This window comes from Streptomyces sp. CB03238 (genome assembly GCF_002099185.1).
Classification (GTDB): Bacteria; Actinomycetota; Actinomycetes; order Streptomycetales; family Streptomycetaceae; genus Streptomyces.
In genome coordinates, this window is sequence record NZ_NBCN01000031.1 from 1 (window position 1) to 22604 (window position 22604).

A 22604-nucleotide genomic window follows, 5' to 3' on the forward strand; every position below is an offset into this window, starting at 1 on the left:
GGTGGGGGGCAGGTGTGCGGTCGGGGCGGGCGCCGTCAGAGCGCGGGCGCCGTCAGAGCGGCGGGCGCCGTCAGAGCGGCGGCCACCGCAGCGGCGGGGCCTGCCGGTTCGCCGCTGCGGAGGAGTTCGGTGCGGTGGACGAGGCGCGGTTCGGTGAGCGGGACGGCGGTGGCGCCGGGGGCCGGCGGGACGGTCGTCGGCAGCAGGGTCAGGCCGTGGCCGGCGGCCGCGAGGACGGTCAGGGTGCGGACGTCGGTGCCGTCGTAGCGCAGAGCGGGGCGGAAGCCGGTGGTGCCCTGGGCGGCGCGGAGCCGGTCGAGCGGGAGGCCGACGGCCGGGGCGTCGAGCCAGCGGGCGTCGACGAGGTCGCCGAGGCGCAGACCGGGGCGGTGGGCGAAGGGGTGGCCGACCGGGAGGTGGACGGCGAGCGGGGCCTCGGCGACGCGCGTGGCGGTGAGCGGGGCGACGTCCGGGAGCCGCAGCGGGTCGTTGGGGGCGGCGAGGCCGTCGACGATGCCCAGGTCGGCGGCCCCGGCCGCGAGGGCGGCGGGGATGTCGTCACGGGGAAGGACGCGGAGGGTGACGCGGGTGGCGGGCAGCGCGGCGAGGGTGCCGGGGTGGACGGCGAGCGGGGCGGCGGCAAGGGTGAGCTCACCGGCCGGTTCGGCGGCCATGCGCGTGAGGTCGGCGCGGGCCGCGTCGAGGCGGAGCAGCAGGGGCCGGGCGTGCTCCAGGAGGCGCTCGCCCGCGCGGGTGGGGGCGACAGGGCGGCGGGCGAGCAGCGGAACGCCGAGGTCGCCCTCGAGGGCGGCGATGTGCTGGGAGACGGCCGACTGGGTGTAGCCCAGTGCGCGGGCGGCCTCGGAGAAGGAGGCGAGCCGGGCCACCGTCATGAACGTACGGAGCAGGTGCGGGTCCATGGTCACCAGTGTCCGGCCCGGCATAAGCGTTGCTGATCGGGGATGCAGAAATCATCGTTGGACCTGAACGGGCCCCGGCGGCAAGCATGTTCCGCATGACGAATCACGTTGCCCGGATCGCCCTGGTCGGCGACCGTTCCTCCACCGTGCAGTCCCACGCCCGTGTCCCGATGCTCCTCGACGCGCTCGCCGAGCGTGAGGGCCTCGTCCTCGACGGGTACTGGATCCCGACCGTCGACGCCGGGCAGCCGGGCGCCGTGGAGGGGTTCGACGCGGTGTGGCTGCTGCCCGGCAGCCCGTACCACAGTGAGGAGGGCGCGCTGGCCGCGATCCGTACCGCGCGGGAGCGGGGGATCCCGTTCCTGGGTACGTGCGGCGGTTTCCAGCACGCGCTGCTGGAGTACGCGCGCAGCGTCTGCGGGCTGCCCCGCGCGGCGCACGCCGAGAACGACCCGGGGGCCGCCGACGAGGACCTGGTGATCGGGCGGCTCGCGTGTTCGCTGGCCGGGCACGAGGGGGCGGTGCGGGTGACGCCCGGTTCGCTGGCCGAGTCGGTGATCGGTGCCGAGCGGCTGGTGGAGCGGTACGAGTGCTCGTACGGGCCCAGCAGCGCGCACCTGGGCCTGCTGCGCGCGCACGGCATGCGCTTCACGGGCGAGGACGGCAAGGGACAGGTGCGGATCGTGGAACTGCCGGGGCACCCCTTCTTCCTGGCCACGCTGTTCCAGCCCGAGCTGGCCGGGGACGGGACGCGTGCGCACCCGGTCGTGCGGGCGCTGGCGTCGGCCGCGGTGCGGCACGCGAGCGCGGTGCCGGCCGGCTGAGCCGGGGGTCGAGCGCGGTCAGGACATGCGGACGACGAGGTCGGCGCGGCCACGGCCGGCGGTGACGAGCCGGGCGTTGACCTCGTCGGACTCCCTGACCCAGCGCTCGGCGTACGGGCGGTCCTTGCCGAACCGGACGTGGCGCTCGACGAGCCGGTGGACGCGGCGGCGGTCGTCCAGTTCCAGGAACCAGACCTCGTCGAGGAGCCGGCGGACGTCCGCCCAGGGGCCGTCGTCGTGGAGGAGGTAATTTCCCTCGGTGACGACGAGCGGCACCTCGGGGCCGACCGGGATGCTGCCCGCGACCGGTTCCTCCAGGGCCCGGTCGAAGGCGGGGGCGTAGACGACGGCGCCCGGCTCGGCGGCGCGGAGGCGGGTGAGCAGGGCGGCGTACCCGGCGGCGTCGAACGTGTCGGGGGCGCCCTTGCGTTCGGTGCGGCCGAGGCGGCGCAGTTCGGCCTGGGCGAGGTGGAAGCCGTCCATGGGGACGAGGGCGGCGAGCCCGCCGAGGCGGTCGACCAGCCGCGCCGCGAGGGTGGACTTGCCGGCACCGGGCGCTCCGGCCAGGCCGAGGATGCGGCGGGTGCCGGGGACGGCGAGGCGGCGGGCGCGGGCGGTGAGCTCGGCGAGCGCGTGCGAGTCCATGGGGGCATTGTGGCAGTCCGCCGGCCCGTGGCCAGGCCCCTGTCATACGTATAACGTGTCCGCATGTCATTCATCGCCCTGGTCACCCTCGTCGTCCGTGACTACGACGAGGCCATCACCTTCTACACCGGTGCTCTCGGCTTCGAACTGGTCGAGGACACCGACCGCGGGGACGGTTCCCGGTGGGTCGTGGTCCGGCCCCGCGGCTCCGCCGCCGGAACCGGGCTCCTGCTGGCCCGGGCGGCGGGCGCGGCGCAGGAAGCGAGCGTCGGGGCCCAGACCGGCGGGCACGTGGGGTTCTTCCTCCACACCGAGGACTTCGCCCGCGACCGGGCGCGCATGCTGGCAGCCGGGGTGCGTTTCCTGGAGGAGCCTCGGTACGAGCCGTACGGGACGGTGGCGGTCTTCGAGGACGTGTACGGCAACCGGTGGGACCTGTTGCAGCCGGCGTGACCGACGACGAGACTCGGCCGCCGGTGCGGGATGCCGGTTCCCTTCAACCGACCGGCGCCGGGAGGGCCGTGCGTAGCATGGCCGGATGCCTCTCCTCCAGCGTCTTCGCTTCGGCCATGCGCCGGCACTGCTCGCGTTCGAGCGGGAGAACCGCGCCTACTTCGCCGTGTCGGTCCCGGACCGTGGCGACGACTACTTCGCCCACTTCGACGCACGGCACCGTGAGTTGATGGCCGGGCAGGCGGCGGGGCTGCACTTCTTCCATGTCGTGGTGGGCGACAGCGGTGAGGTGCTGGGGCGGGTCAATCTGATCGACGTGGCGGACGGTTCGGCCGAGCTGGGATACCGGATCGCCGAACAGGCCACCGGACGCGGCCTGGCCACGGCCGCCGTTCACGAGGTCTGCGCCCTGGCCGCCACGGAGTACGGCCTGACGACGCTACGGGCCGTCACGACACTCGACAACGCCGGTTCCCGCGCCGTCCTGGCCCGTACGGGCTTCGTCCCCACCGGCGACCTCCGACTGGACGGCCGCCCGGGCCTCCGCCACGTACGGAACCTGGCCGGAGTCAGCGCCCCACAGCGCGACGCGTGACCGTGACCGGCCACCGCACCCGAAGAACACTGTCGGGCACAGCAGTTGGGCCCCCACGGTGGATCTGCGGGAGACTGGGACCGGCAGGTTCGGCACCATTCGACGGGGGCGAGGGACCATGGTCGTATCCCGCTGGGGACAGTACCGTCCCCTGGGGGGCCCGAGTGTGCTCGGTTGCTTCCCGTGGACGGTCCTCGCGGTCGTGATCGCCCTCGCCTCCGGGCTGGTGTTTCTCAGCCGCAGCAGCGACGGCCCTCGGAGCCAGGAGACCTACGTCGAGGAGATCGACCAGGCCCGCCGGCAACTCTTCACGGGCCGGCTCGTCCACACGGACGTGAAGTCGCTGGGTCTTGTGGCGGGTGCGGAGCCGCGCCCGTTCAGAGTCGACGTCCTGGGCAGTTGGGGCCGGGCCGCCAGGCCGGGTGAAACGCAGTCCCCGGTGAGCGCGGGTGCGCAGATCGGGGTGAAGCTGCACTGCTCAGGCTCGGGGGTGAGGTGCGCGCCGCTGTCGTCCGAGCGCCAGAACGTCCTGTCCGCGAACGACCGCGCCACCTGGATGTGGGACGTGAGCGCGCAGCGTGCCGGGAAGGTGGGCATCGCCCTCACCGTGACCGCGTACATGGGGGAGAGCGACACGGTGCTCGTCGAGAAGCCGCCTGTGACGTCGCACGTCGACGTGGCCGCGCCGCCCGGCGACCACGGCCCGCTCTCCTGGGCCAAGGGCCTGTGGCGGTGGCTGAACGGTGTGGCCGCGAGCCTCGGCGGACTCGCCCTGTCCCTGAGCGCCGTCATTGCGCTGGTCCTCATGGTGATCCGCTGGAGGTCCCCGGCTGCCGACGCCGACCGGGCGGGCGCCACTGAGGAGGCCGAGGAGGTACGCGGCGCCGGCCGGCGGCCCCGGAGCCGTTCCGTACTCCGCCGCCGCGCGCGTCCCGCCGCGGTAAGACGTCGGAGGTCCCGTGACACGAGATGAACTGATGAGCACGCTGTCCGCGCTGCGCCGGGCGCAGACGGGCGGGCGGCGTGCCCCGCACAAGCCGCTGCTCGTGCTCTGGCTCCTGGGGCGGTTCGCCGCCTCGGGCAGCACCGCGGTGACGTACGAGGAAGCGGAAGAGCCCGTCAGCCGGCTGATCAACGACTTCGGGCCCGCCGTGACGAGCCGCACCCGGGCCCGCGAGCGCGCCGCGATGCCCTTCGTCCACCTTGAGCGCGAGCTGTGGGACCTGCGAGACATGGACGGAAGCCGCATCGGCCCGGACGCCCCCGAGCGGGGCTCCTGGCTGCGGGCCCGGGGCGCCCATGGGCGCCTTCGCCCCGAGGCGGAGACGCTGCTCACCGACCCGGTCACGCTCGCGGACGCGGCCCGCCTCCTGCTGGAGCAGCATTTCACCGCGGTGCTCGAGGCGCCCATCTGCGACGCCGCCGGGCTGGACCTGACCGCCCTCGACGAAGCGGCGTACGCGCCGGCACGGCGGAAGCGGCGCGCACGGCGTGCCGGGTTCGCGGAGGAAGTACTGCAGGCGTACGCGTACGCCTGTGCCTTCTGCGGGTTCGACGGGGCACTGGGCAGGAATCCCGTGGGGCTGGAGGCCGCACACGTGCGCTGGCACAGTCAGGACGGCCCGGACGAGGTGGACAACGGACTGGCCCTGTGCTCCCTCCACCACACCCTCTTCGACCTCGGAGTGCTGGGACTCCTGCCCGATCTGCGCATCCAGGTCTCCCAGTTGTACGTCGCCCGCAGCCGCTCGGGACGGGCCATCGACGCTCTCCATGGGCAGCCGACTTCACCGCCCAGGCCCGGACGGCCCACCATCGACCCCCGGTTCGTCCTCTGGCACGGCCAACAGGTCTTCAAACGCCCCGGGGCTCGCGTGGCATAGCCTCCAGCGGGCTCAGGGCCCCTCCCATGAGCGATCCACCCCGCGCACTACCGTGTCCGCATGCGACCACAGCCGCCACCCAGCGCCACTCCTGTCCCGCCGAGCACTCCCCCAGCCTCCGCCCCGGCCCCTCATCGCCGTACCGGCAGCGTCATCGCGGCACTGCTGTTCGGGCTCGTGCTCGGAGGCGGTGGTGTGGGGGCTGCCTGGGCACTGAACGACGAGCGTGACTCGCCTGCCGCGGGAGCCGGGCCGGCAGGGGACGCTCGCGCCGCGTGCCAGGCGCTCGACGGGTTCGACGAGTCGAAGTACGTCGCGAAGGGGCCGGATGGCGACGTCGCCATCAACCGCTATGCCGCGGCCGGGGCGCTTTCCGCATCGGCGGCCGCGGGGGACGCCACGTACAAGCCGCTCGCGCAGGCGATACGCCGGTCGCAGGACCTCCATGCCCAGGTCTTCGGCTTCAATGAGGAAGTGAAGAGCCACCTCCGCGAGGCCCGAAGGATCTGCGAGGGCCTGTAAGGCCGGACCGCGTCAGCGGGGCGAGGCCGGTTGGGGAAGCAGGAGCATCAGCGCCCACATGACGACGAGTGTGCCGACGACGTACCAGAGGCTGTCGGCGAAGGCGGTGCTCACGGCCGGGCCGCGGGTACCGGCGCTGATACGGGTGAAGAGGAGCACGCTGGTCAGGGCGGTGCCCACCGCGATGCCCAGCTGGGTGGCGGTGTTGAAGAGGCCGGAGGCCGATCCGGCGTGGTGGCGGGCGACCTTGCCGAGGGTGAGGTCGGCGAGCGGGGCGCCGATCATGCCGAGGCCGAAGCCGACGGCGAGCATCGGGGCCACGGCCAGTACGGTTCCCATGCCGGTTCCCTCTGTTGCGGCGAGGTGGTGGTAGCCGGTCGGAGCGGCGGCGGCGAGCAGGGTTCCGGCCTGCGGGACGGCCCGCCCGTAGCGGCGGACCAGGCTCATGGCCAGCCAGGCGCCGCCCATTTCGCCGAGGGAGGCGGCAACGAAGCCGGCAGCGGCCTCGCCAGGTGTGAGGCCGAGGCCGGCCTGCATGAACAGGACCCAGGACAGGAAGAAGACGCCGGACAGCAGGCCGAAGGCCAGCTGCGTGGCGAGCCCCGCGGTGAAGGTGCGGCCGGTGAACAGGGAGAGCACGACCAGGGGCGAGCCGTCCTTGCGCATCTTGGCCTTCTGCTGCACCGGGAACACCGTCAGGACGAGCAGGCCGACGGCCATCGTCGCGAACGTCCACGTGGTCCAGCCGTGTTCGCCGCCCATCGTCAGCGGGAGCGTGATGAGCAGCAGGCCGAGCGCGGACAGGAACATGCCGAGCGGGTCCAGGCGCCGGGCGGCGCGGTCGCGGGACTCGGGAAGGAAGCGCAGGCCGAGGACGACGGCGGCGATCCCGATGGGCAGGTTGATCAGGAAGACCGGCCGCCAGCCCAGGCCGAACAGGTCGGCCTGGGTCAGGACACCGCCCAGGACGGGGCCGATGACGCTGCCGAGCGACATGATCATGCCGTACAGGCCGAACGCCTTGGCGCGTGACTCCCCGTCGAAGGTGACCGCGATGGTGGCCATGACCTGCGGCACCATCGCCGCCGCCGCGGCGCCCTGAAGGGCCCGCGCGGCGACCAGGAGCTCCGGGCCGTTCGCGATCCCGCACAGCAGCGACGCCAGCGTGAAGAGGACGGTACCGGCGATGAAGACCCGCTTGCGTCCGAAGAGGTCACCGAGACGACCGCCCGTGATCAGGGCGAGGGCGAAGGTGAGGGTGTAAGCGGCGGGGATTCCTGTTCGCGTACGGAGGAAAGGGCAGGGGCAGGCCGGGGCATCCCCCGTACGCCTACAGCGCGACAGGGGAAAGCAGGGTGCGACGAGCCCAGGCCCATCGGGAGCACCGCCGTCGAGGCATACGTCAGAAGCCCGCCATGGCGGACAACCGGAAAGAGCGCCTCAGAACGAGCGGCTACTTGGCCTGGGAGATACGTCATCACCTCGAAACACAGCGCCGGGCCCCGGAGTGGGCACCGACGGAACTGGGACAGGCTAAGAGACCCCCGGACAGCCCCGCAACGGAATATTCCGCGATGGCCCGTGCCGACCGCCCGGCCGCCGGACAGCAGCTTCGCCGGGCCGCCCGCGCCTGTCCTCAGCCCTCGTCCGGGATCAGCCGCAGCGAGACCGAGTTGATGCAGTAGCGCTGGTCCGTCGGCGTCGGGTAGCCCTCGCCCTCGAAGACATGCCCGAGGTGCGAGCCGCAGCGGGCGCAGCGGACCTCGGTGCGCACCATGCCGTAGGAGCGGTCCTGGATCAGTTCGACGGCGTCGGTATCCTTCGGGTCGTAGAAGGACGGCCAGCCGCAGTGGGACGCGAACTTGGTGGTGGAGGTGAACAGCTCGGCGCCGCAGGCGCGGCAGGAGTAGACGCCCTCCGTCTTGGTGTCGGTGTACTCACCGGTGAAGGGTCGCTCCGTGCCGGCCTCGCGGAGGACGTGGTACTCCTCGGGGGACAGCTCCGCGCGCCACTGCTCGTCCGGCTTCTCGACCTCGTACGCCATGTGCTGCTCCTCAGTTCGACAGGCGGGCGAGGATCCTGGGACCGAGGTCCGTGACGTCGCCCGCGCCCATCGTGAGAACGAGATCGCCGGGCTTGGCCATTCCCGCGACGACGTCCGGGACGGTGTCCTTGTCGGACACGGCGGTGACGTCGGCGCCGGCGGCGCGGGCCGCGTCGATGATCAGGGCGCTGGTGACGCCGGGGATCGGGTCCTCGCGGGCCGGGTAGATGTCGAGGACGGCCGAGGCGTCGGCGAGGGCGAGGGCCTGGCCCATCTCCTTGCCCAGCTCCTGGGTGCGGGAGAAGAGGTGCGGCTGGAAGACGACGAGGAGCCGGGAGTCTCCGGCGGCGCCGCGCATGGCCTCCAGGTCGGCGGTCATCTCGGTGGGGTGGTGCGCGTACGAGTCGATGACCTGGACGCCCGCGGCCTCGCCCTTGAGCTGGAGGCGGCGGCCGACGCCGGTGTACGCGGTCAGGGCCTGGGCCAGGGCGGCCGGGTCGATGCCGGTACGGGCGGCCGCGGCGAGGGCGGCGGCGGCGTTGTGGGCGTAGTGGCGGCCGGGCACGGAGACGGTGAAGGTGTGCTCGGTGCCGTCGAGGGCGACGGTGACCTCGCTGGTCATGCCCTGGGGCGTGATGGCGAGGATCCGGGCGTCGGAGTCGGCCGACTCGCCGACGCGGATGATCGTCAGGTCGTCGCGGCCGGCGACCCGGCGGGCCAGTTCGCGGGCGCCGGCGTGCTCGCCGACGACCAGGGTGCCGCCGGGGCGGATCTTGGCGACGAACGCCTCGAAGGACTCGTAGATCTCGTCCATGGAGGCGTAGTTGGCGTGGTGGTCCAGCTCGACGTTGAGGACGATGGCGACCTCGGGGTCGTACTTCTGGAAGCTGCGGTCGCTCTCGTCCGCCTCGGCGACGAAGATCTCGCCGTCGCCGTGCAGGGCGTTGGTGCCGGGCCCGGCGAGGTCGCCGCCGATGGCGTACGAGGGGGCGAGGCCCAGCTCGGTGAGGGCGACGGCGAGCATCGAGGTGGTGGTGGTCTTGCCGTGCGTGCCGGCCACGGCGATGGCGCGCAGCCCGGTCATCAGGGCGGCCAGCGCGTCGGAGCGGTGGACGACGGGGATGCCCAGCTCGGTGGCGCGGGCCAGCTCGGGGTTGTCGGCGCGGATGGCGCTGGAGACGACGACACAGCTCGTTCCCTCGGCGACGTGTTCCGCGGCGTGGCCGATGTGGACGGTCGCGCCGAGGGCCCGCAGGGACGCGGCGGTCTCGGACTCGCGCGCGTCACTGCCGGCGACCTCGGCCCCGCGCTGGGCGAGGATCTTGGCGATGCCCGACATTCCGGCGCCGCCGATGCCGATGAAGTGCGGCCGTTCCATGGCAACGGGAATGGCGGCGGCTGGGCTGGCGGGTGCCATGCGTGTGTCTCCCCGGGTGTGACGTCGTACGTGAGCGGGCCCAGCCTATTCGGTGTCCGGCTCGTCGTTGTGCGCGAAGAGCTTGAGCACCGGTACGCCGACCTTGTGGCGGGCGCGGGAGGCCCAGTCCCGGTGGAAGAACTCCTCCACGTAGTGGGGCTTGGTCAGCACGATCACCTCGTCCGCGCCGGACTCGTCCACGACGGCCTTCAGCTTGTCCAGCGGGTGGTCCTCGACGACCTGTCCGACGGCGTCGCAGCCGGCGTCGCGCAGGGCGAGCAAGGAGTGTTCCAGCCCTTGCTGGGCGGTGAGCCTGGCCGCTTTGCCCTCGGGCTCCTCGCCCTCCTTGACCGCCTCCCTCAGCTCGCCGAGGGCGACGTCGTCGATGGCCCGCAGCAGCACGACCTGGTCGCCGCGCGGCTGCATCAGAACGATGAAGGACATCCTCTCGTCCCCGTGGAGGGTGGTGACGAACTCCACGTCCACGGACGACAGCGGCTTCTCGATCATCAGAACGCTTGTGAACACCTGGGAGCCCTTCTGCGGAAACCATCCTTCCCCGTGCCCGCACGGGGACTGCGAGAGTAAGTCTGCCCACCGGAAGCTAACCGGAACGGATAATTCCGCCGATTGGTCAGGTCCGGGTGTAACGGGTGAAAAGGAATCCTTCCTCCTCCAGCACGGAGGCGAGCGCGAACCGCTCCGGAACCGCCGGGGACGGCCCGCCCGTGATCCGCTGGGCGTCCCCGGCGGTCAGCAGCGGCGACACCGTCAGGCACAGCTCGTCCAGCACCCCGGCCGCCACCAGCCGGCCCAGCAGGCGCGGCCCGCCCTCCGTCAGCTGGCGCGTCAGCCCGCGCCCGGCCAGCGCCGCGAGCGCCCGCTCCGGCTCCACACCGGGCCCGTCGCCCGCGACGATCACCACCGCGCCGGCCTCCTCGGCCGCCCGGACGCGGTCCGGCGGCGCCGCCGCGCCGGTCAGCAGCAGCGTCGGGACGAGGGGCGCGGTGAACAGCGGGGCGGAGAAGTCCAGCTCCAGCGAGGCACTGACCACCGCGATCGCGGGCGCCGGGCTCTGTCCGGCCGCCGCCCGCCGCGCCGCGAAGGCCTCACGCGCGCGTGCCGGGCGGTACCCCTCCCGCCGTACCGTTTCGGCACCGACGATCACCACATCGGCCAGGGCGCGCAGGGTGCCGAAGATCCGCATGTCGGTGTCGGACGACAGGGGCTGGGACCGGCCCTCGTGCTGGGCCGCCCCGTCCAGGGACGACACCATGTTGGCGCGCAGCCAGGGACCCTCCTGGGGGTACGCGTAGGCCTCCGCCAGCTCGTCGAGGGACCACTCGCGGTCCTCGGTGGTGCGTGTCTGGTCGGTCACAGGAAGCAGGCGTCGCATGCCGTGCAGTCTGGCACGGCGATTAGAGTGAGGAACTGTGTCGACCAGTGCCATCACCGAAGCGGCCCCGCTGTCCCTGTGCGCCCGCGAGCCGCACGTCCCGGCCGACCGTCTGGTCGCCGAGATGGTGCCGCCGCCGCGCTTCGACGCGGTGCGCTTCGACACGTACATCCCGGACCCGAACCAGCCGAGCCAGACCCGGGCGGTCGAGGTGCTCAGCGCCTTCGCGGCCGGCCTGGGCGGCGCGCACGCCACCGGCGCGGGCCGACGCCGCTGGTTCCAGAAGAAGCCCGCCGCGCCCACCGCGCCGCGCGGGGTGTACCTGGACGGCGGGTACGGCGTCGGCAAGACCCACCTGCTGGCCTCCCTGTGGCACGCCACACCCGCCGAGCCGTCCCTGAAGGCGTTCGGTACGTTCGTGGAGCTGACGAACCTGGTCGGCGCGCTGGGCTTCCAGCAGACGGTGGCCACCCTCGGCGGGCACCGGCTGCTGTGCATCGACGAATTCGAGCTGGACGACCCGGGCGACACCGTCCTGGTGTCGACGCTGCTCGGCAAGCTGGTCGACGCGGGCGTGGCCCTGGCCGCCACGTCCAACACGCTGCCGGGCAAGCTCGGCGAGGGCCGGTTCGCCGCGGCCGACTTCCTCCGGGAGATCCAGGGCCTGTCCGCCCACTTCCGCCCGCTGCGCATCGACGGCGAGGACTACCGCCACCGCGGCCTGCCCGAGGCCCCGGCGCCGTACGCCGACGAGCAGGTGACGAAGGCGGCGTACGCCACGCCGGGCGCGTCGCTCGACGACTTCCCGCACCTGCTGGAGCACCTGGCCCGGGTCCACCCCAGCCGGTACGGCGCGCTGACGGACGACGTGCGGGCCGTGTGCCTCACCGACGTACAGCCCGTACCGGACCAGTCGACGGCGCTGCGCCTGGTGGTGCTGGCCGACCGGCTGTACGACCGGGAGATCCCGGTGCTCGCCTCGGGGCTGCCGTTCGACAGGCTGTTCAGTGACGAGATGCTGAACGGCGGGTACAGGAAGAAGTACTTCCGGGCGATCTCGCGGCTCACCGCGCTGGCGCGCGACGCGAAGGGGCTGGTGGCGCAGTAGGTTTGGGTGGCATAACCCATTTGGGGTTGTTCATCGTCCGAAGGGAATTCGGCATGGCCACCACGCGTCACGCGCACACCGTCTGGGAAGGCAACCTCACCGAGGGCTCGGGCACCGTGTCCCTCGACTCCTCCGGCATCGGCCAGTACCCGGTCTCCTGGCCGGCCCGCGCCGAGGAGCCGAACGGCAAGACCAGCCCGGAGGAGCTGATCGCGGCCGCCCACTCCAGCTGCTTCTCGATGTTCCTCTCCGGCTCCCTCACCAAGGCCGGGAACCCGCCCACGCGCCTGAACACCAAGGCCGACGTGACCTTCCAGCCCGGCAAGGGCATCACCGGCATCCACATCACCGTGGAGGGCGAGGTCCCGGGCCTGGACGAGGCGGGCTTCTCCAAGGCCGCCGAGGAGGCCAAGGCGGGCTGCCCGGTCAGCCAGGCACTCACGGGCACCGAGATCACCCTCACCGCCAAGCTCGCCTGACGCACAGGTCGCACGAGGCGGCGTGGCCCGCACTGTTCACGTGTAACCACACCCCGTGATACACACGTGCGGGTCACGTCACACCTGTCCTCCCCCTCGGCCTTCGGCCTGGGCGGACCCCCAGCAGGAGTTGCCTCATGTCCGAACGGCTGTCCGCAACACGACGTCAAGTCCTGGCCCGTACCGGCGCGTCCGTCGCCGGGATCGCCTTCACCGGTGCCTTCTCCGAACTCTTCGCCGGTACGGCAGCCGCCCGCGGCCACGCCGGCTACGGCCCCCTCGTCCCCGACCCGGCCGGCCTGCTGGACCTGCCGAAAGGTTTCCGCTACACGGTCCTCTCCCGCGAGGGCACCCCGCTCCGCTCCGGCGAGGGCACGGTACCGGGCAACCACGACGGCATGGGCGCCTTCGCCGGCCGCCGCGGCCGCGTCCACCTCGTCCGCAACCACGAGAACCGCGCCTCCGCCCGCCTCGGCGTCCCCACCGTCCGGGGCCTGACCTATGACCCGGCCGCCAAGGGCGGCTGTACGGCGATCGAACTGGACGGCCACAACAACGTCATCGGCGAACGCGTCGCCATAGCCGGCACCGCCGTCAACTGCTCGGGCGGGCTCACTCCCTGGGGCACCTGGCTCACCTGCGAGGAGACGGAGGACAAGGCCGGCACCAACGGCTACACCAAGGACCACGGCTTCGTCTTCGAGGTCCACCCCGCCGACCCGCTGCGCACCGGAGCCGTACCGCTCACCGCGATGGGCCGCTTCCAGCACGAGGCCATAGCCGTCGACCCGCGCACCGGGATCGTGTACGAGACCGAGGACGCCTTCCAGAAACCGTTCGGGCTCTTCTACCGCTTCCTGCCCAACAGACCGCTCGGCGGCACCGGTTCGCTGCGTGCGGGCGGCGCGCTGGAGGCCATGCGCGTGCCCGGCGTACCGGACCTGTCGGCCGTCCAGGAGACGGGCGCGACGTTCGAGGGCGTCGAGTGGGTCCCGGTACCCGACAGTCAGGCGCGGCAGACGCCCATACGGCTCCAGGACTTCGGGCCCAAGGGCATCACCCACGCCCAGAAGCTGGAGGGCTGCTACTGGGGCGGGCGCTCCGTCTACTTCGTCTCCAGCTTCGCCCGCGCCGCCGAGGGCTCGGCCGCCGACCACTACGGCCAGGTGTGGAAGTACGAGCCGCACCGGGGCCGCCTCACGCTGGTCATCGTGTTCGGGCCGAGCACCGACGTCCAGTTGCCGGGCGAGTCCCCCGACAACATCTGCCTGGCGCCCAGCGGCGGCCTGATGGTGTGCGAGGACGGCAACGGGGCGCAGCACGTGTACGGGCTCACCAAGCGGGGCGAGGTGTACGAGATGGCGCGCGGCGCGCAGAACATCGGTACGCCCCAGGAGCCGGAGTGGGGCGAGTTCGCGGGCGTCACGTTCTCCCCGGACGGGGAGACGATGTACGTCAACTGCTATACGCCCGGTACGACGTTCGCGGTGACCGGGCCGTGGCACTGAGGTAACCGCGGCACTGAGGTAGGTGACGGGCGGCGGCGTCACGCGTGCGTGCCTGACACCGCCCCCTGCCTCGCAGACCGCTCACCAGGTGACGGGCAGGGCCTCCGGGCCGCGGATCAGCGTGCTGCGCCGCCAGGGGACCTCCTCGGCGGGGACCGCGAGGCGCAGCCCCGGCAGGCGGTCGATCACGGTGTCGATCAGCAGCTCGGTCTGCATCCGCGCGAGCAGCCCGCCCACGCAGTAGTGCGGCCCGTGCCCGAAGGCGAGCTGCGGGTTGGGGGTGCGGTCGAAGTCGATCCGCTCCGGGTCGGGAAACACCTCCGGGTCGCGGTTGGCGGCGAGGTACGAGACGTAGACGGGCTCTCCCGCGCTGATCCGTACCCCCCGGATCTCCACGTCCTCCTGGGCGATCCGGGCCAGGCCGACGGCGCTGCGGTGCGGGATGAAGCGCAGCAGCTCGTCGATGGCCCGCGGCCGGACGGCCGGCTCGGTGCGGAGCCGTTCGAGGAGTGTGGGGCGGGTCAGCAGGAGGAAGAACATCTGACCGGTGTTGGCGGTGACGGCTTCCCCGCCGATCTGGAGGGGTCCGGCCAGGCCGATCGCCTCCTCCTCGCTGATGTCACCCCGGCCCACCGCCACGCCCAGCAGGGAGATGACGTCCTCCTCCGTGCTGCCGTACCGCGACCGGATCGTCTCCGCGAACCAGCCGTACATGCCGTCCTTGGCCCGCGCGCTGGCCTCGGCGCCGCCGGACGAGGAGACGATCTGCCGGGTCCAGGCGTGCACCCGTTCGCGGTCGGCGGCGGGTACGCCCATGACCTCGCTGACCACGGCGATGGGGAACGGTTCCAGGACCCGCTCGGTGAGGTCCGCCGGGGGGCCGTCGGCGAGCAGTTCGTCGACCATCTCGCCGAGCATGTCCTGGGCGCGTGAGCGCAGCCGTTCCACCCCGCGCACGGTGAACGCCGCCGCCACCGCGCCGCGCAGCCGGTTGTGGTCGCCCTGGTCGGCGAAGGCCAGCGAGCCCCGCTTGGGCTTGAAGTGGGGGGCGAGCCGGGTGATCCCGCGGTCGACGACCGGCGCGCGGGCGAAGCGCGGGTCGTTGGTGACCATCCGGACGTCGTCGTACCGGGTCACCAGCCACGCCCAGCCCTCGCCGTGGGGCAGCTGGATGCGGCTGACCGGTCCTTCGCGCATCAGCTCCGCGAGCACCGGGTCGAACTCCGTCCCGGTGATGTCCAGCGCGGGCCAGTGCCGCACGGGCGGCGGACCCAGGATGGGCCGTGTCGCGGTGTCCTCGATCATGGGTCCGTCCGTCCCTTCGAGCGGTGGGGTTCCCCCTCACGATCACCCGGGCGGGGCCGGACATCGCGCTGGACTACTCCGGACGGAAGCGGCATGGACGTCCACCATTGCGATGATCATATATTTTCCGCCTGTGACTACTTTTGTACGGAATGTGTCGGCCGCGGCTGCCTTGTGTGCCGCCCTCTCCGGCTGCGGCAGCTCCACCGACACCCGCCCCGCCGCGCCGCCCGCGCAGCCGCCCGCCGTGGCGAGCCTCTCACCGGCCCGGGTGCCCGCCCGGATGCCGCCGACCATGGCACCCGGCCCCGGCGGGCTCACGCCCGTGTTCGAACGGGGCCCCGCAGCGGGGGGTGACAAGACCGTGGCGCTCACCTTCGACGCCGACATGACGGCCGACCAGGGCCCCAGGGCCGCGCGCGGCGAGCGGTTCGACAACCCGGCCCTGATCGACACGCTCCGGCGCCTGAAGGTCGACGCCACCGTCTTCATGACCGGGCGCTGGGCGGAGCAGTACCCCGGCCAGGCGAGGGCCATCGGCAACGACCCTCGCTTCGAGATCGCCAACCACTCCTACAGCCACCACGCCTTCAAGGCCCCCTGCTACGGGCTGCCCGCCCTCGACCGGCACGCCATGGCGGCCGACGTACGCCGGGCCTTCGACGCGTTCCGCACCGCCGGGGTGCGCAACGTCGTGCCGTACTTCCGCTTCCCCGGCGGCTGTTACGACGACGACGCGCTGCGCGCGCTGGCCTCGGCCCGGGTGACGGCCGTGCAGTGGGACGTGGTCGGCGGCGACGCCTTCGCCACCGACGCCGACGCGGTCGCCGAGCAGGTCCTGGCGGGCGTACGGCCGGGCTCGCTGGTGGTGCTGCACTGCACCCGCAGCGCCGCCCCCGTCACCGAGCAGGCCATCCGCCGCATCGTCCCGGAGCTGCGCGAGCGCGGCTACCGCTTCGTCAAGGTCTCGGAGCTGATGGCCGCCGCGCGCGGCACGTAAACGCACTTGCGTTGCAGTGCACTCCAGCCCCTACGGTCACCTGTACGACCTGACGAGGGGACACACCGTGCGTTACACACTGTTCGGCCGGACCGGTCTGCGCGTGAGCGAGCTGGCCCTGGGCGCCATGACCATGGGTCACGACGGCGACGACGACATGAGCGGCCGCATCCTCGACGCGTACGCGGACGCGGGCGGCAACTTCGTCGACACGGCCGACATCTACTCCGCCGGCGGCTCCGAGGCCGTCCTCGGCACGCTCCTGGAGGGCCGCCGGGACCGGTTCGTCCTGGCCTCCAAGTACACGTGCGCCACCCGCGAGGGCGATGTGAACTCCGGCGGCAACCACCGCAAGAACCTGGTGCAGTCGGTGGAGGAGAGCCTCACCCGGCTGCGCACCGACCGCCTGGACGTGCTGTGGGTGCACGCCCGGGACGAGTTCACCCCGGTGGAGGAGGTCATGCGCGCCCTCGACGATCTCGTACGCGCCGGAAAGGTGCTCTACCTCGGCGTGTCCGACTGGCCCGCCTGGGAGATCGCCCAGGCGAACACCCTCGCGGAGCTGCGCGGCTGGACCTGCTTCGCCGGTTCGCAGCTGCGCTACAACCTGCTGGAGCGCACGCCCGAGCGGGAGTTGCTGCCCCAGGCCCGCGGCTTCGACCAGACCGTCATGGCGTGGGCCCCGCTGGCCTCCGGCAAGCTCACCGGCAAGTACCGCCGTGGTGAGCCGGGCCGGCTGTCCGACGGCGTACGGGAGAACGACCGGGAGGCCGAGGTGATCACCACCGTCCTGGAGATCGCCGAGCAGGGCGGCTGGAGTCCGGCCCAGGTGGCGCTGGCCTGGCTGCGCGGCCGCCCCGGCAACATCGTCCCCCTCATCGGGGCCAGCCGCCCCGACCAACTCGCCGACAACCTCGCGTGCCTCGGCGTGGAGCTGGACGCCGAGGCCGTCGAGCGGCTCGACCGGGTGAGCGCGGTACCGCTCGGCTTCCCGCACGACTTCCTGCGGGACCCCGGCGTCGTACGCAACGTCCACGGCGACCGGCACGCCGACATCGACGACCGGCGCACCTGGCGCGCCTCCCGGTCCTCCCGGTCAGCTCGCGGCTAGCCGGAGCAGGCGGTGCGCTCCGCCTCCCGCCACTCGCAGACCGGGCACAGCGTGATGCCCTTCGTCGACTCCGGGTACTCGGTCGGCTCCCGGCACAGGACACACGCGGCGTACGGCGGCCCGCCCCGGGCCTCCGTCGCGGCCGGCGTCTCGCCGTACGAATCGTCCCTCTCGTCCACGTCGTCCATGTATACGAGCGTACTCACTCCCGCACGGCGGGCGCTCCACGGCTCAGCTCTGCTTCGCCTTCTCCGGGGTGAGCTCGCTGGGCCGTACGATCACGAAGCCCTCGCCCTGGAGCATCAGCTGCACGGCCTCGCCGGAGCCGCCGCGGATCATCGAGCCGAGGGACTGCGAACGGTGCAGCGAGGTGTTCAGCTGGGCGCTCCAGCCGACGACGGCGTCGGTGTCGACGTACACCGGCTGGTGGGTGGTGACCGGGATGACGACGGGGTTGCCGTCGCAGATCACGGCGAGCTTGCCGTACCCGCCGAAGACGCTGTTGAAGAGGCCGCCACCGGTCATGCCGGCGCCCTTCACGGTCTTGATGTCGTACGAGAGGGTCGCGTCGAAGCACAGCACGTTGCGGCCGTTGACGGTGAGCGCGTCGCCCTGCTCGATGTCGACGATGAAGCAGTTCTGGGCCTCGTGCGCGAACCACGCCTCGCCCTGGCCGCGGACGGCCATCAGCGGCAGTCCCTCGCCGGTGACGGCGCGCTTGAGCATGCCGCCCAGGCCCTGCCCCTTGCGCTCGAACTGGAGGTTGCCGCGGTAGGCGATCATCGATCCCTGCCGGGCGTGCATCTCACCGTTGACGGCGTACTTGACCGACTTCGCGTTCTGCAGGGTCATGCCGGGCACTGTCGCCTGCTGCGCCATGTTCTCGGACGCGAAAAGATCGCTTTTCATGCGGGCATCGTGTCCCGGAACGACCCGTTCCGCCAAGAACGGGTCCGTGACCGGCTGGCAAACTGTCCTGATGAGCAGCAACGACGCACCCCAGTTCGTCCTCCCCCTGGTCGTACGGATGGAGCGGGCGGAGCCCCCGGCCCGTACCGACGCGCTGGAGGCCGCCGCCCGCGCGGTGCTCGTGATGCTGTCGGACGACCGGTCGCTCGGCGACGGCGAGTGGGCCGAGGCGATGCGCGCCTGGCAGGACGCGCGGATCCGCAAGGTGGTGCGCCGGGCGCGCGGCGCGGAGTGGCGCAAGGCCTGCCGGCTGCCGGGCATCACGGTCACGGGCGACTCCGCGGAGGTACGGGTCTTCCCGCCCGTCCCCCTCGACGGCTGGCCCAAGGAGCTGGCCAAGCTCCAGGTCTCGGGCACGGAACTGGACGACACCGCCGAACCGCCGCCGCCCGCGCCCGGTCGGGCGCTGCTGTGGCTCAACCCGGGCCTGCGCATGTCGACCGGCAAGGAGATGGCCCAGGTGGGCCACGGCGCCCAGCTGCTGTGGTGGGCGATGCCGGACGCGGACCGCAAGGCCTGGCGGGAAGCCGGGTTCCCGCTCGCGGTCCGTACCGCCGCCCCGGCCCGGTGGGCCGAACTGACCGGCTCGGGGCTGCCGTTGGTACGTGACGCGGGCTTCACGGAGATCGCTCCGGGGTCGTGCACGGTGGTCTCCGAATTTCCGGAGCGGGACGACCGCGTTCGCCTCCACGGGCGTACCGCCCGGAGGTGATGCCGGTGAGCCGTTTGAAGTGCCGGGTCAGGTGCGACTGGCGTGGAAGCCGGCCGCGGTCCACCCGACGGGCCGTCAGGTAGTCCACCGCCGGACCGACGCCCACGGCCGTGCCGTGTCCCGCTCGCTCGCGGGCCGGTGTTCACCGCTCGATGGTCCGGCGGGTTTCCGGCCCGGGGCGACTGAACGCTCCCGCGCGTGTATACGTACCTCCCAGTAATGCCATCAGGTTCGGGAGGCACCACCTTGTTGTTGCGACGCATCAACGGCACGGCACTCATCATCGCGGCCCTCGTTGTCACGGTCGGCGCGCTCGCGTTTCCGGTCTGGTCGTACGCCGACCGCTCCGGAACCGGTCAGGCCAACCTCAACGCGTCCACCGTGGCGACGCAGTGGGGACCGCTGTCGGCGACGGACCGGGACTTCCTGGTGAAGGTGCGGCTGGCAGGGCTGTGGGAGCTGCCGGCCGGGCAGCAGGCGATCGAGCGGGCTCCGAGCCAGGCCATCAAGGACGCGGGCGACCACCTCGTCGTCGGCCACACCGACCTGGACCAGCGGGCGCGTGACGTCGCGGCGAAGCTGGGCGTGGAGCTGCCGAACCAGCCGACGGAGCAGCAGCAGGGCTGGCTGCGGGAGCTGTCGGCGGCGAGCGGTGAGGAGTACGAGCGGAAGTTCGCGAACCTGCTCCGCAACGCGCACGGCAAGGTCTTCGCGCTGGTCGCGCAGGTGCGGCACACCACGCGCAACACGCTGATACGGCAGCTGGCGAGCGACGCCAACCAGACGGTGCTGGACCACATCACGATGCTGGAGGCGACCGGGAAGGTCGACTTCGACGCGATCGCCGACGAGGCGGCAGGCAACGCGACAGCGAGCCCGTCCGGTCCGCCGGCGCCCAACGGCAACCTGCCGCCGGCGCCGTCGCCGGCGGTGCCGACGGGGACGGACCAGTCGTTCACGTCCCGGCCCTCGACGCAGCCGGGTCCGCCGACGGCCATCAACACGACCCGTCCGTAACCTCAAATGTAGCTCTGAACAGCACCTCTTCTGGATTGGCCGCCCTCTTGCGGGGCCATCACCCCTCCGACCGACGCAGGAGGAGGGGGACGGACATGGTGAAGCACGAGCTGGGCATCGGGATCGGCTGGCGCCCGGAGATCGCGGACGCGGTGGAGGCGCTGCCCGGGGTGGACTGGGTGGAGGTGGTCGCGGAGAACATCTGTGCCGGCCACCTCCCCGACTCCCTGCTGCGGCTGCGCGAGCGGGGCGTCACCGTCGTCCCGCACGGCGTGTCGCTGGGGCTGGGCGGCGCGGACCGGCCCGACGAGGGGCGGCTCGCCGAACTGGCGGCGAAGGCCACGGCGCTGGGGGCGCCGCTGGTCACGGAGCACATCGCGTTCGTACGGGCCGGGGGGCCGCTCACCGCGTCGCCCGCGCTGGAGGCGGGCCACCTGCTGCCGGTGCCGCGTACGTGGGAGGCGCTGGACGTGCTGTGCGAGAACGTCCGTATCGCGCAGGACGCGCTGCCGGTGCCGCTGGCGCTGGAGAACATAGCGGCGCTGTTCGCTTGGCCGGGCGAGGAGCTGACAGAGGGGCAGTTCCTGGCCGAGCTGGTGTGGCGCACGGGCGTCCGCCTCCTGATCGACGTGGCGAACCTGCACACCAACCACGTCAACCGGGGCGAGGACCCGGCGAAGGCGCTGGCGGAGCTGCCGGTCGAGGCGATCGCGTACGTCCACGTGGCGGGCGGCGTCGAACGGGACGGTGTCTGGCACGACAGCCACGCGCATCCGGTCCCGCGCCCGGTGCTCGACATCCTGGCCGACCTCGCCTCCCGGGTCAGCCCGCCGGGCGTCCTGCTGGAGCGCGACGACGACTTCCCCCCGGCGGAAGAGCTGGCCGCCGAACTGGCCTCGATCCGCGCGACGGTACGGGGGGCGGGCTCCGGGGCCCTGGTGGTGGCCGACGCCTGCGAACCGGTGACGGTGGCGGGCGCCGGGGGCGAGACAAGCGCGGTGCCCGTGGCGGGCGCCGGGACGGCCACGGGCGCCGGGACGGCCACGGGCGCCGGGACGGCCACGGGCGCCGGGACGGCCATGGGTGCCGGAGCGGCCATGGGTGCCGGGACGGCCACGGGTGCCGGGGCGGTCACGGGTGCCGGGGCGGAGAGCGTGGTGGGGCGGGAGCTTGCCGCCGCCGGCGGGCCGGGCGTGCGGGAGGCGGCGGTACGGGCGGGCGCAGCGGGGCCGGGGGGTGCGGCACCAGGGGCGGCCGGGGGTGCCCGGCAGCGGGTGGGGATCACGCAGGCCGCGCTGCTGTCCGCGCTGGTCGCCGGGACGCCCGCGCCCGAGGGGTTCGATCACGCACGGCTGCGCGTGCAGAGCCGGGCGCTGGCCGGCAAGCGGGCCGGCGTGGTGGCCAAGGTCGCGCCCGAGCTGCCGGAGATCCTCGGCGGCGGTTACCGTGCCGCGTTCCTCGCGTACGCCGCGGCCCGCCCCATGCGCGGCGGATACCGGCGCGACGCGCTCGACTTCGCGGAGCACCTGCTGATCGCCGGGCGGCCGGAGGACCCCGCCGCCCGCCGGAGGCTCACCCTGTGGTGGCAGGACCGCGCCGGAGCACGCCCGCCCGGCCGGGCCACCCGGCTGGTGCGCGCCGCCCGCGCCGCGCTGGCGGGGAGGTGAGCCGGATGGACACCCTCGCGGTCCTCCTCTACGTCGCCGTCGCCGTCTCGTCGGCCCTGCTCATCAACGGGGTGGCCGCCTCCCGGCGCGGCTCCGGCGGCTCCCTCCACCACCGGGTGGAGGCCGCGTTCCTGAACGGCGGGCCCGCCCGGGTCGTCGACTCCGGCCTCGCCTCGCTCGCCGCGGACGGCCGCGTGGCCGTCGGCGGGCCGGGCATCGTGCACGTGGTACGCCCGGTCGGCCACGACCCCGTCGAGCGCGCGGTGCTGCACGAGCTCGCCGCCGCGCCCAGCGGCGCGCTGCACCTCGTGCGGCTCGCCGCCATGCGCAACCCCGCCGTGCAGGAGATCGGCGACCGGCTCGCCGCCCGCGGGCTGATCGTGCCGCGCGGCGCGGGGCGCACCTGGCGCCGGTGGGCCGCCATCCAGGGAGCTGCCTGCTTCCTGCTCATCTTCGGCTCCATCGCCGCGACCATCGCCGAGTACGCCACCGCCGAGTTCGGTGACATGCCGTTCCCCTTCGTCATCAAGGTGCTGCCCGCCGTGTTGGCGGGCCTGGTCATCGGGATGGTCTGCGGCGGCGTCAGCAGCCGCCGGGTCACCGGGGCGGGCCGCCGGGCCCTCGCCGCGTACCGCAGGGCCCACGCCCACCTGACCGAGCCGGGGGACCTGGTGGCGCTGCACGGACTGCGCGCGCTGCCCGACCCGGTGCTGCAGGGCCAACTGCTCGCGGCGGCGCGGATGTACGGCCGGAGGGGCCGTGGCGGGGGCACGCAGCAGGACGACCTGTTCGCGAGCACGACGGTCACCGTGTGGTGCGCGAGCGCCGACACGGGCGGTTCGAGCTGCGGGGGCGGCTGTGGAGGCGGCGGAGGCTCGGCCTGCAGCGGCGGGTCGAGCTGCGGAAGCGGCGGAGGCGGCGGCAGCAGCGGAGGCTCCAGCTGCGGAGGCGGCGGCGGAGGGGGCGGCGGCGGAGGCGGCGACTGATCGCGCCCGCAACCCACCAACGTACCAACCGACAAAGGGACTT

General features: G+C 73.0%; 25 protein-coding genes. 15 read left to right on the top strand and 10 right to left on the bottom strand.

Annotation, left to right across the window (positions count from 1 at the left end; genetic code table 11):
* Positions 1 to 35: 35 nt before the first annotated feature.
* Positions 36 to 920 carry a LysR family transcriptional regulator gene (locus BKD26_RS34870; RefSeq protein ID WP_084906671.1) on the bottom strand — a complete coding sequence of 295 codons (885 nt, stop codon included), beginning with the start codon at positions 918 to 920 and terminating at the stop codon, positions 36 to 38.
* Between the two features lie 95 nt (positions 921 to 1015).
* Between BKD26_RS34870 and BKD26_RS34875 the strand changes: the two genes are divergently transcribed.
* On the top strand, positions 1016 to 1744 hold the full coding sequence (locus tag BKD26_RS34875) for a hypothetical protein (protein ID WP_084906673.1): 729 nt from the start codon (positions 1016 to 1018) through the stop codon (positions 1742 to 1744).
* Between the two features lie 18 nt (positions 1745 to 1762).
* Here the strand turns inward: BKD26_RS34875 and BKD26_RS34880 are convergent, their stop codons facing one another.
* Positions 1763 to 2389 (bottom strand): nucleoside/nucleotide kinase family protein, encoded by a 627-nt coding sequence (locus BKD26_RS34880; RefSeq protein WP_084906581.1) that lies wholly within the window; start codon positions 2387 to 2389, stop codon positions 1763 to 1765.
* A 63-nt stretch (positions 2390 to 2452) separates the two neighbouring features.
* Here BKD26_RS34880 and BKD26_RS34885 point away from each other — a divergent pair, with 63 nt between their 5' ends.
* The 5 genes from BKD26_RS34885 (at position 2453) to BKD26_RS34905 (ending at position 5842) form a co-directional block, all read left to right on the top strand.
* On the top strand, positions 2453 to 2842 hold the full coding sequence (locus BKD26_RS34885) for a VOC family protein (protein ID WP_084906583.1): 390 nt from the start codon (positions 2453 to 2455) through the stop codon (positions 2840 to 2842).
* Between the two features lie 85 nt (positions 2843 to 2927).
* Positions 2928 to 3437, top strand: a complete 510-nt coding sequence (locus BKD26_RS34890) for a GNAT family N-acetyltransferase (RefSeq protein WP_084906585.1) — start codon at positions 2928 to 2930, stop codon at positions 3435 to 3437.
* A 166-nt stretch (positions 3438 to 3603) separates the two neighbouring features.
* On the top strand, positions 3604 to 4410 hold the full coding sequence (locus tag BKD26_RS34895; RefSeq protein ID WP_084906587.1) for a hypothetical protein: 807 nt from the start codon (positions 3604 to 3606) through the stop codon (positions 4408 to 4410).
* The gene (locus BKD26_RS34900) at positions 4397 to 5320 is read left to right on the top strand and encodes a phosphorothioated DNA-binding restriction endonuclease (protein ID WP_347106115.1); all 924 of its coding nucleotides are present in this window, start codon (positions 4397 to 4399) and stop codon (positions 5318 to 5320) included. Before BKD26_RS34895 ends, BKD26_RS34900 begins: the two co-directional genes overlap by 14 nt.
* Positions 5321 to 5380: 60 nt before the next feature.
* A complete protein-coding gene (locus BKD26_RS34905; protein ID WP_241518994.1) occupies positions 5381 to 5842 on the top strand; it encodes a hypothetical protein in 462 nt (153 codons plus the stop codon).
* A 12-nt stretch (positions 5843 to 5854) separates the two neighbouring features.
* Here BKD26_RS34905 and BKD26_RS34910 read toward each other — a convergent pair whose 3' ends face one another.
* The 5 genes from BKD26_RS34910 to BKD26_RS34930 form a co-directional block, all read right to left on the bottom strand.
* A complete protein-coding gene (locus BKD26_RS34910; protein ID WP_084906591.1) occupies positions 5855 to 7186 on the bottom strand; it encodes an MFS transporter in 1332 nt (443 codons plus the stop codon).
* A 292-nt stretch (positions 7187 to 7478) separates the two neighbouring features.
* A complete protein-coding gene (gene msrB, locus BKD26_RS34915; RefSeq protein ID WP_084906593.1) occupies positions 7479 to 7886 on the bottom strand; it encodes a peptide-methionine (R)-S-oxide reductase MsrB in 408 nt (135 codons plus the stop codon).
* Between the two features lie 10 nt (positions 7887 to 7896).
* Positions 7897 to 9303: a UDP-N-acetylmuramate--L-alanine ligase gene (murC, locus tag BKD26_RS34920; RefSeq protein WP_084906595.1), complete on the bottom strand. Its 1407-nt coding sequence runs from the start codon at positions 9301 to 9303 to the stop codon at positions 7897 to 7899.
* Positions 9304 to 9348: 45 nt separating this feature from the next.
* Positions 9349 to 9831, bottom strand: a complete 483-nt coding sequence (locus BKD26_RS34925; RefSeq protein WP_073755167.1) for an indole-3-glycerol phosphate synthase — start codon at positions 9829 to 9831, stop codon at positions 9349 to 9351.
* Between the two features lie 106 nt (positions 9832 to 9937).
* Complete coding sequence (locus BKD26_RS34930) at positions 9938 to 10699, bottom strand: pyrimidine reductase family protein (protein WP_084906597.1); 762 nt, start codon at positions 10697 to 10699, stop codon at positions 9938 to 9940.
* A 37-nt stretch (positions 10700 to 10736) separates the two neighbouring features.
* Between BKD26_RS34930 and zapE the strand changes: the two genes are divergently transcribed.
* The 3 genes from zapE to BKD26_RS34945 all read left to right on the top strand — a co-directional run bounded on the left by zapE (position 10737) and on the right by BKD26_RS34945 (position 13794).
* Complete coding sequence (zapE, locus tag BKD26_RS34935; RefSeq protein WP_084906599.1) at positions 10737 to 11807, top strand: cell division protein ZapE; 1071 nt, start codon at positions 10737 to 10739, stop codon at positions 11805 to 11807.
* Positions 11808 to 11860: 53 nt separating this feature from the next.
* Positions 11861 to 12286 (top strand): OsmC family protein, encoded by a 426-nt coding sequence (locus BKD26_RS34940; protein WP_084906601.1) that lies wholly within the window; start codon positions 11861 to 11863, stop codon positions 12284 to 12286.
* 137 nt (positions 12287 to 12423) lie between these two features.
* Positions 12424 to 13794, top strand: coding sequence for an alkaline phosphatase PhoX (locus BKD26_RS34945; RefSeq protein ID WP_084906603.1), 1371 nt, complete (start codon positions 12424 to 12426; stop codon positions 13792 to 13794).
* An 81-nt stretch (positions 13795 to 13875) separates the two neighbouring features.
* On the opposite strand, the gene BKD26_RS34950 is transcribed toward BKD26_RS34945, so the two are convergent.
* Positions 13876 to 15099 carry a cytochrome P450 gene (locus BKD26_RS34950; protein WP_084906605.1) on the bottom strand — a complete coding sequence of 408 codons (1224 nt, stop codon included), beginning with the start codon at positions 15097 to 15099 and terminating at the stop codon, positions 13876 to 13878.
* 133 nt (positions 15100 to 15232) lie between these two features.
* Here BKD26_RS34950 and BKD26_RS34955 point away from each other — a divergent pair, with 133 nt between their 5' ends.
* On the top strand, positions 15233 to 16099 hold the full coding sequence (locus tag BKD26_RS34955; protein ID WP_241518995.1) for a polysaccharide deacetylase family protein: 867 nt from the start codon (positions 15233 to 15235) through the stop codon (positions 16097 to 16099).
* 67 nt (positions 16100 to 16166) lie between these two features.
* Positions 16167 to 17210 (top strand): aldo/keto reductase, encoded by a 1044-nt coding sequence (locus tag BKD26_RS34960; protein WP_084906677.1) that lies wholly within the window; start codon positions 16167 to 16169, stop codon positions 17208 to 17210.
* On the opposite strand, the gene BKD26_RS34965 is transcribed toward BKD26_RS34960, so the two are convergent.
* Entirely contained in the window at positions 17207 to 17398 is a 192-nt protein-coding gene (locus BKD26_RS34965) for a hypothetical protein (RefSeq protein ID WP_084906609.1), read from the bottom strand. The two genes, BKD26_RS34960 and BKD26_RS34965, sit on opposite strands and share 4 nt — an antisense overlap.
* Before the next feature lie 43 nt (positions 17399 to 17441).
* Positions 17442 to 18119, bottom strand: coding sequence for an AIM24 family protein (locus BKD26_RS34970; RefSeq protein ID WP_084906611.1), 678 nt, complete (start codon positions 18117 to 18119; stop codon positions 17442 to 17444).
* Positions 18120 to 18189: 70 nt separating this feature from the next.
* Here BKD26_RS34970 and BKD26_RS34975 point away from each other — a divergent pair, with 70 nt between their 5' ends.
* The 4 genes from BKD26_RS34975 to BKD26_RS34990 all read left to right on the top strand — a co-directional run bounded on the left by BKD26_RS34975 (position 18190) and on the right by BKD26_RS34990 (position 22561).
* A complete protein-coding gene (locus BKD26_RS34975) occupies positions 18190 to 18891 on the top strand; it encodes a peptidyl-tRNA hydrolase (RefSeq protein ID WP_241518996.1) in 702 nt (233 codons plus the stop codon).
* A gap of 252 nt (positions 18892 to 19143) precedes the next feature.
* Complete coding sequence (locus BKD26_RS34980; protein WP_179166825.1) at positions 19144 to 19908, top strand: DUF4142 domain-containing protein; 765 nt, start codon at positions 19144 to 19146, stop codon at positions 19906 to 19908.
* Between the two features lie 95 nt (positions 19909 to 20003).
* Entirely contained in the window at positions 20004 to 21575 is a 1572-nt protein-coding gene (locus BKD26_RS34985; protein WP_084906616.1) for a DUF692 domain-containing protein, read from the top strand.
* A 5-nt stretch (positions 21576 to 21580) separates the two neighbouring features.
* Positions 21581 to 22561: a TIGR04222 domain-containing membrane protein gene (locus tag BKD26_RS34990; protein ID WP_179166824.1), complete on the top strand. Its 981-nt coding sequence runs from the start codon at positions 21581 to 21583 to the stop codon at positions 22559 to 22561.
* Positions 22562 to 22604 lie beyond the last annotated feature (43 nt).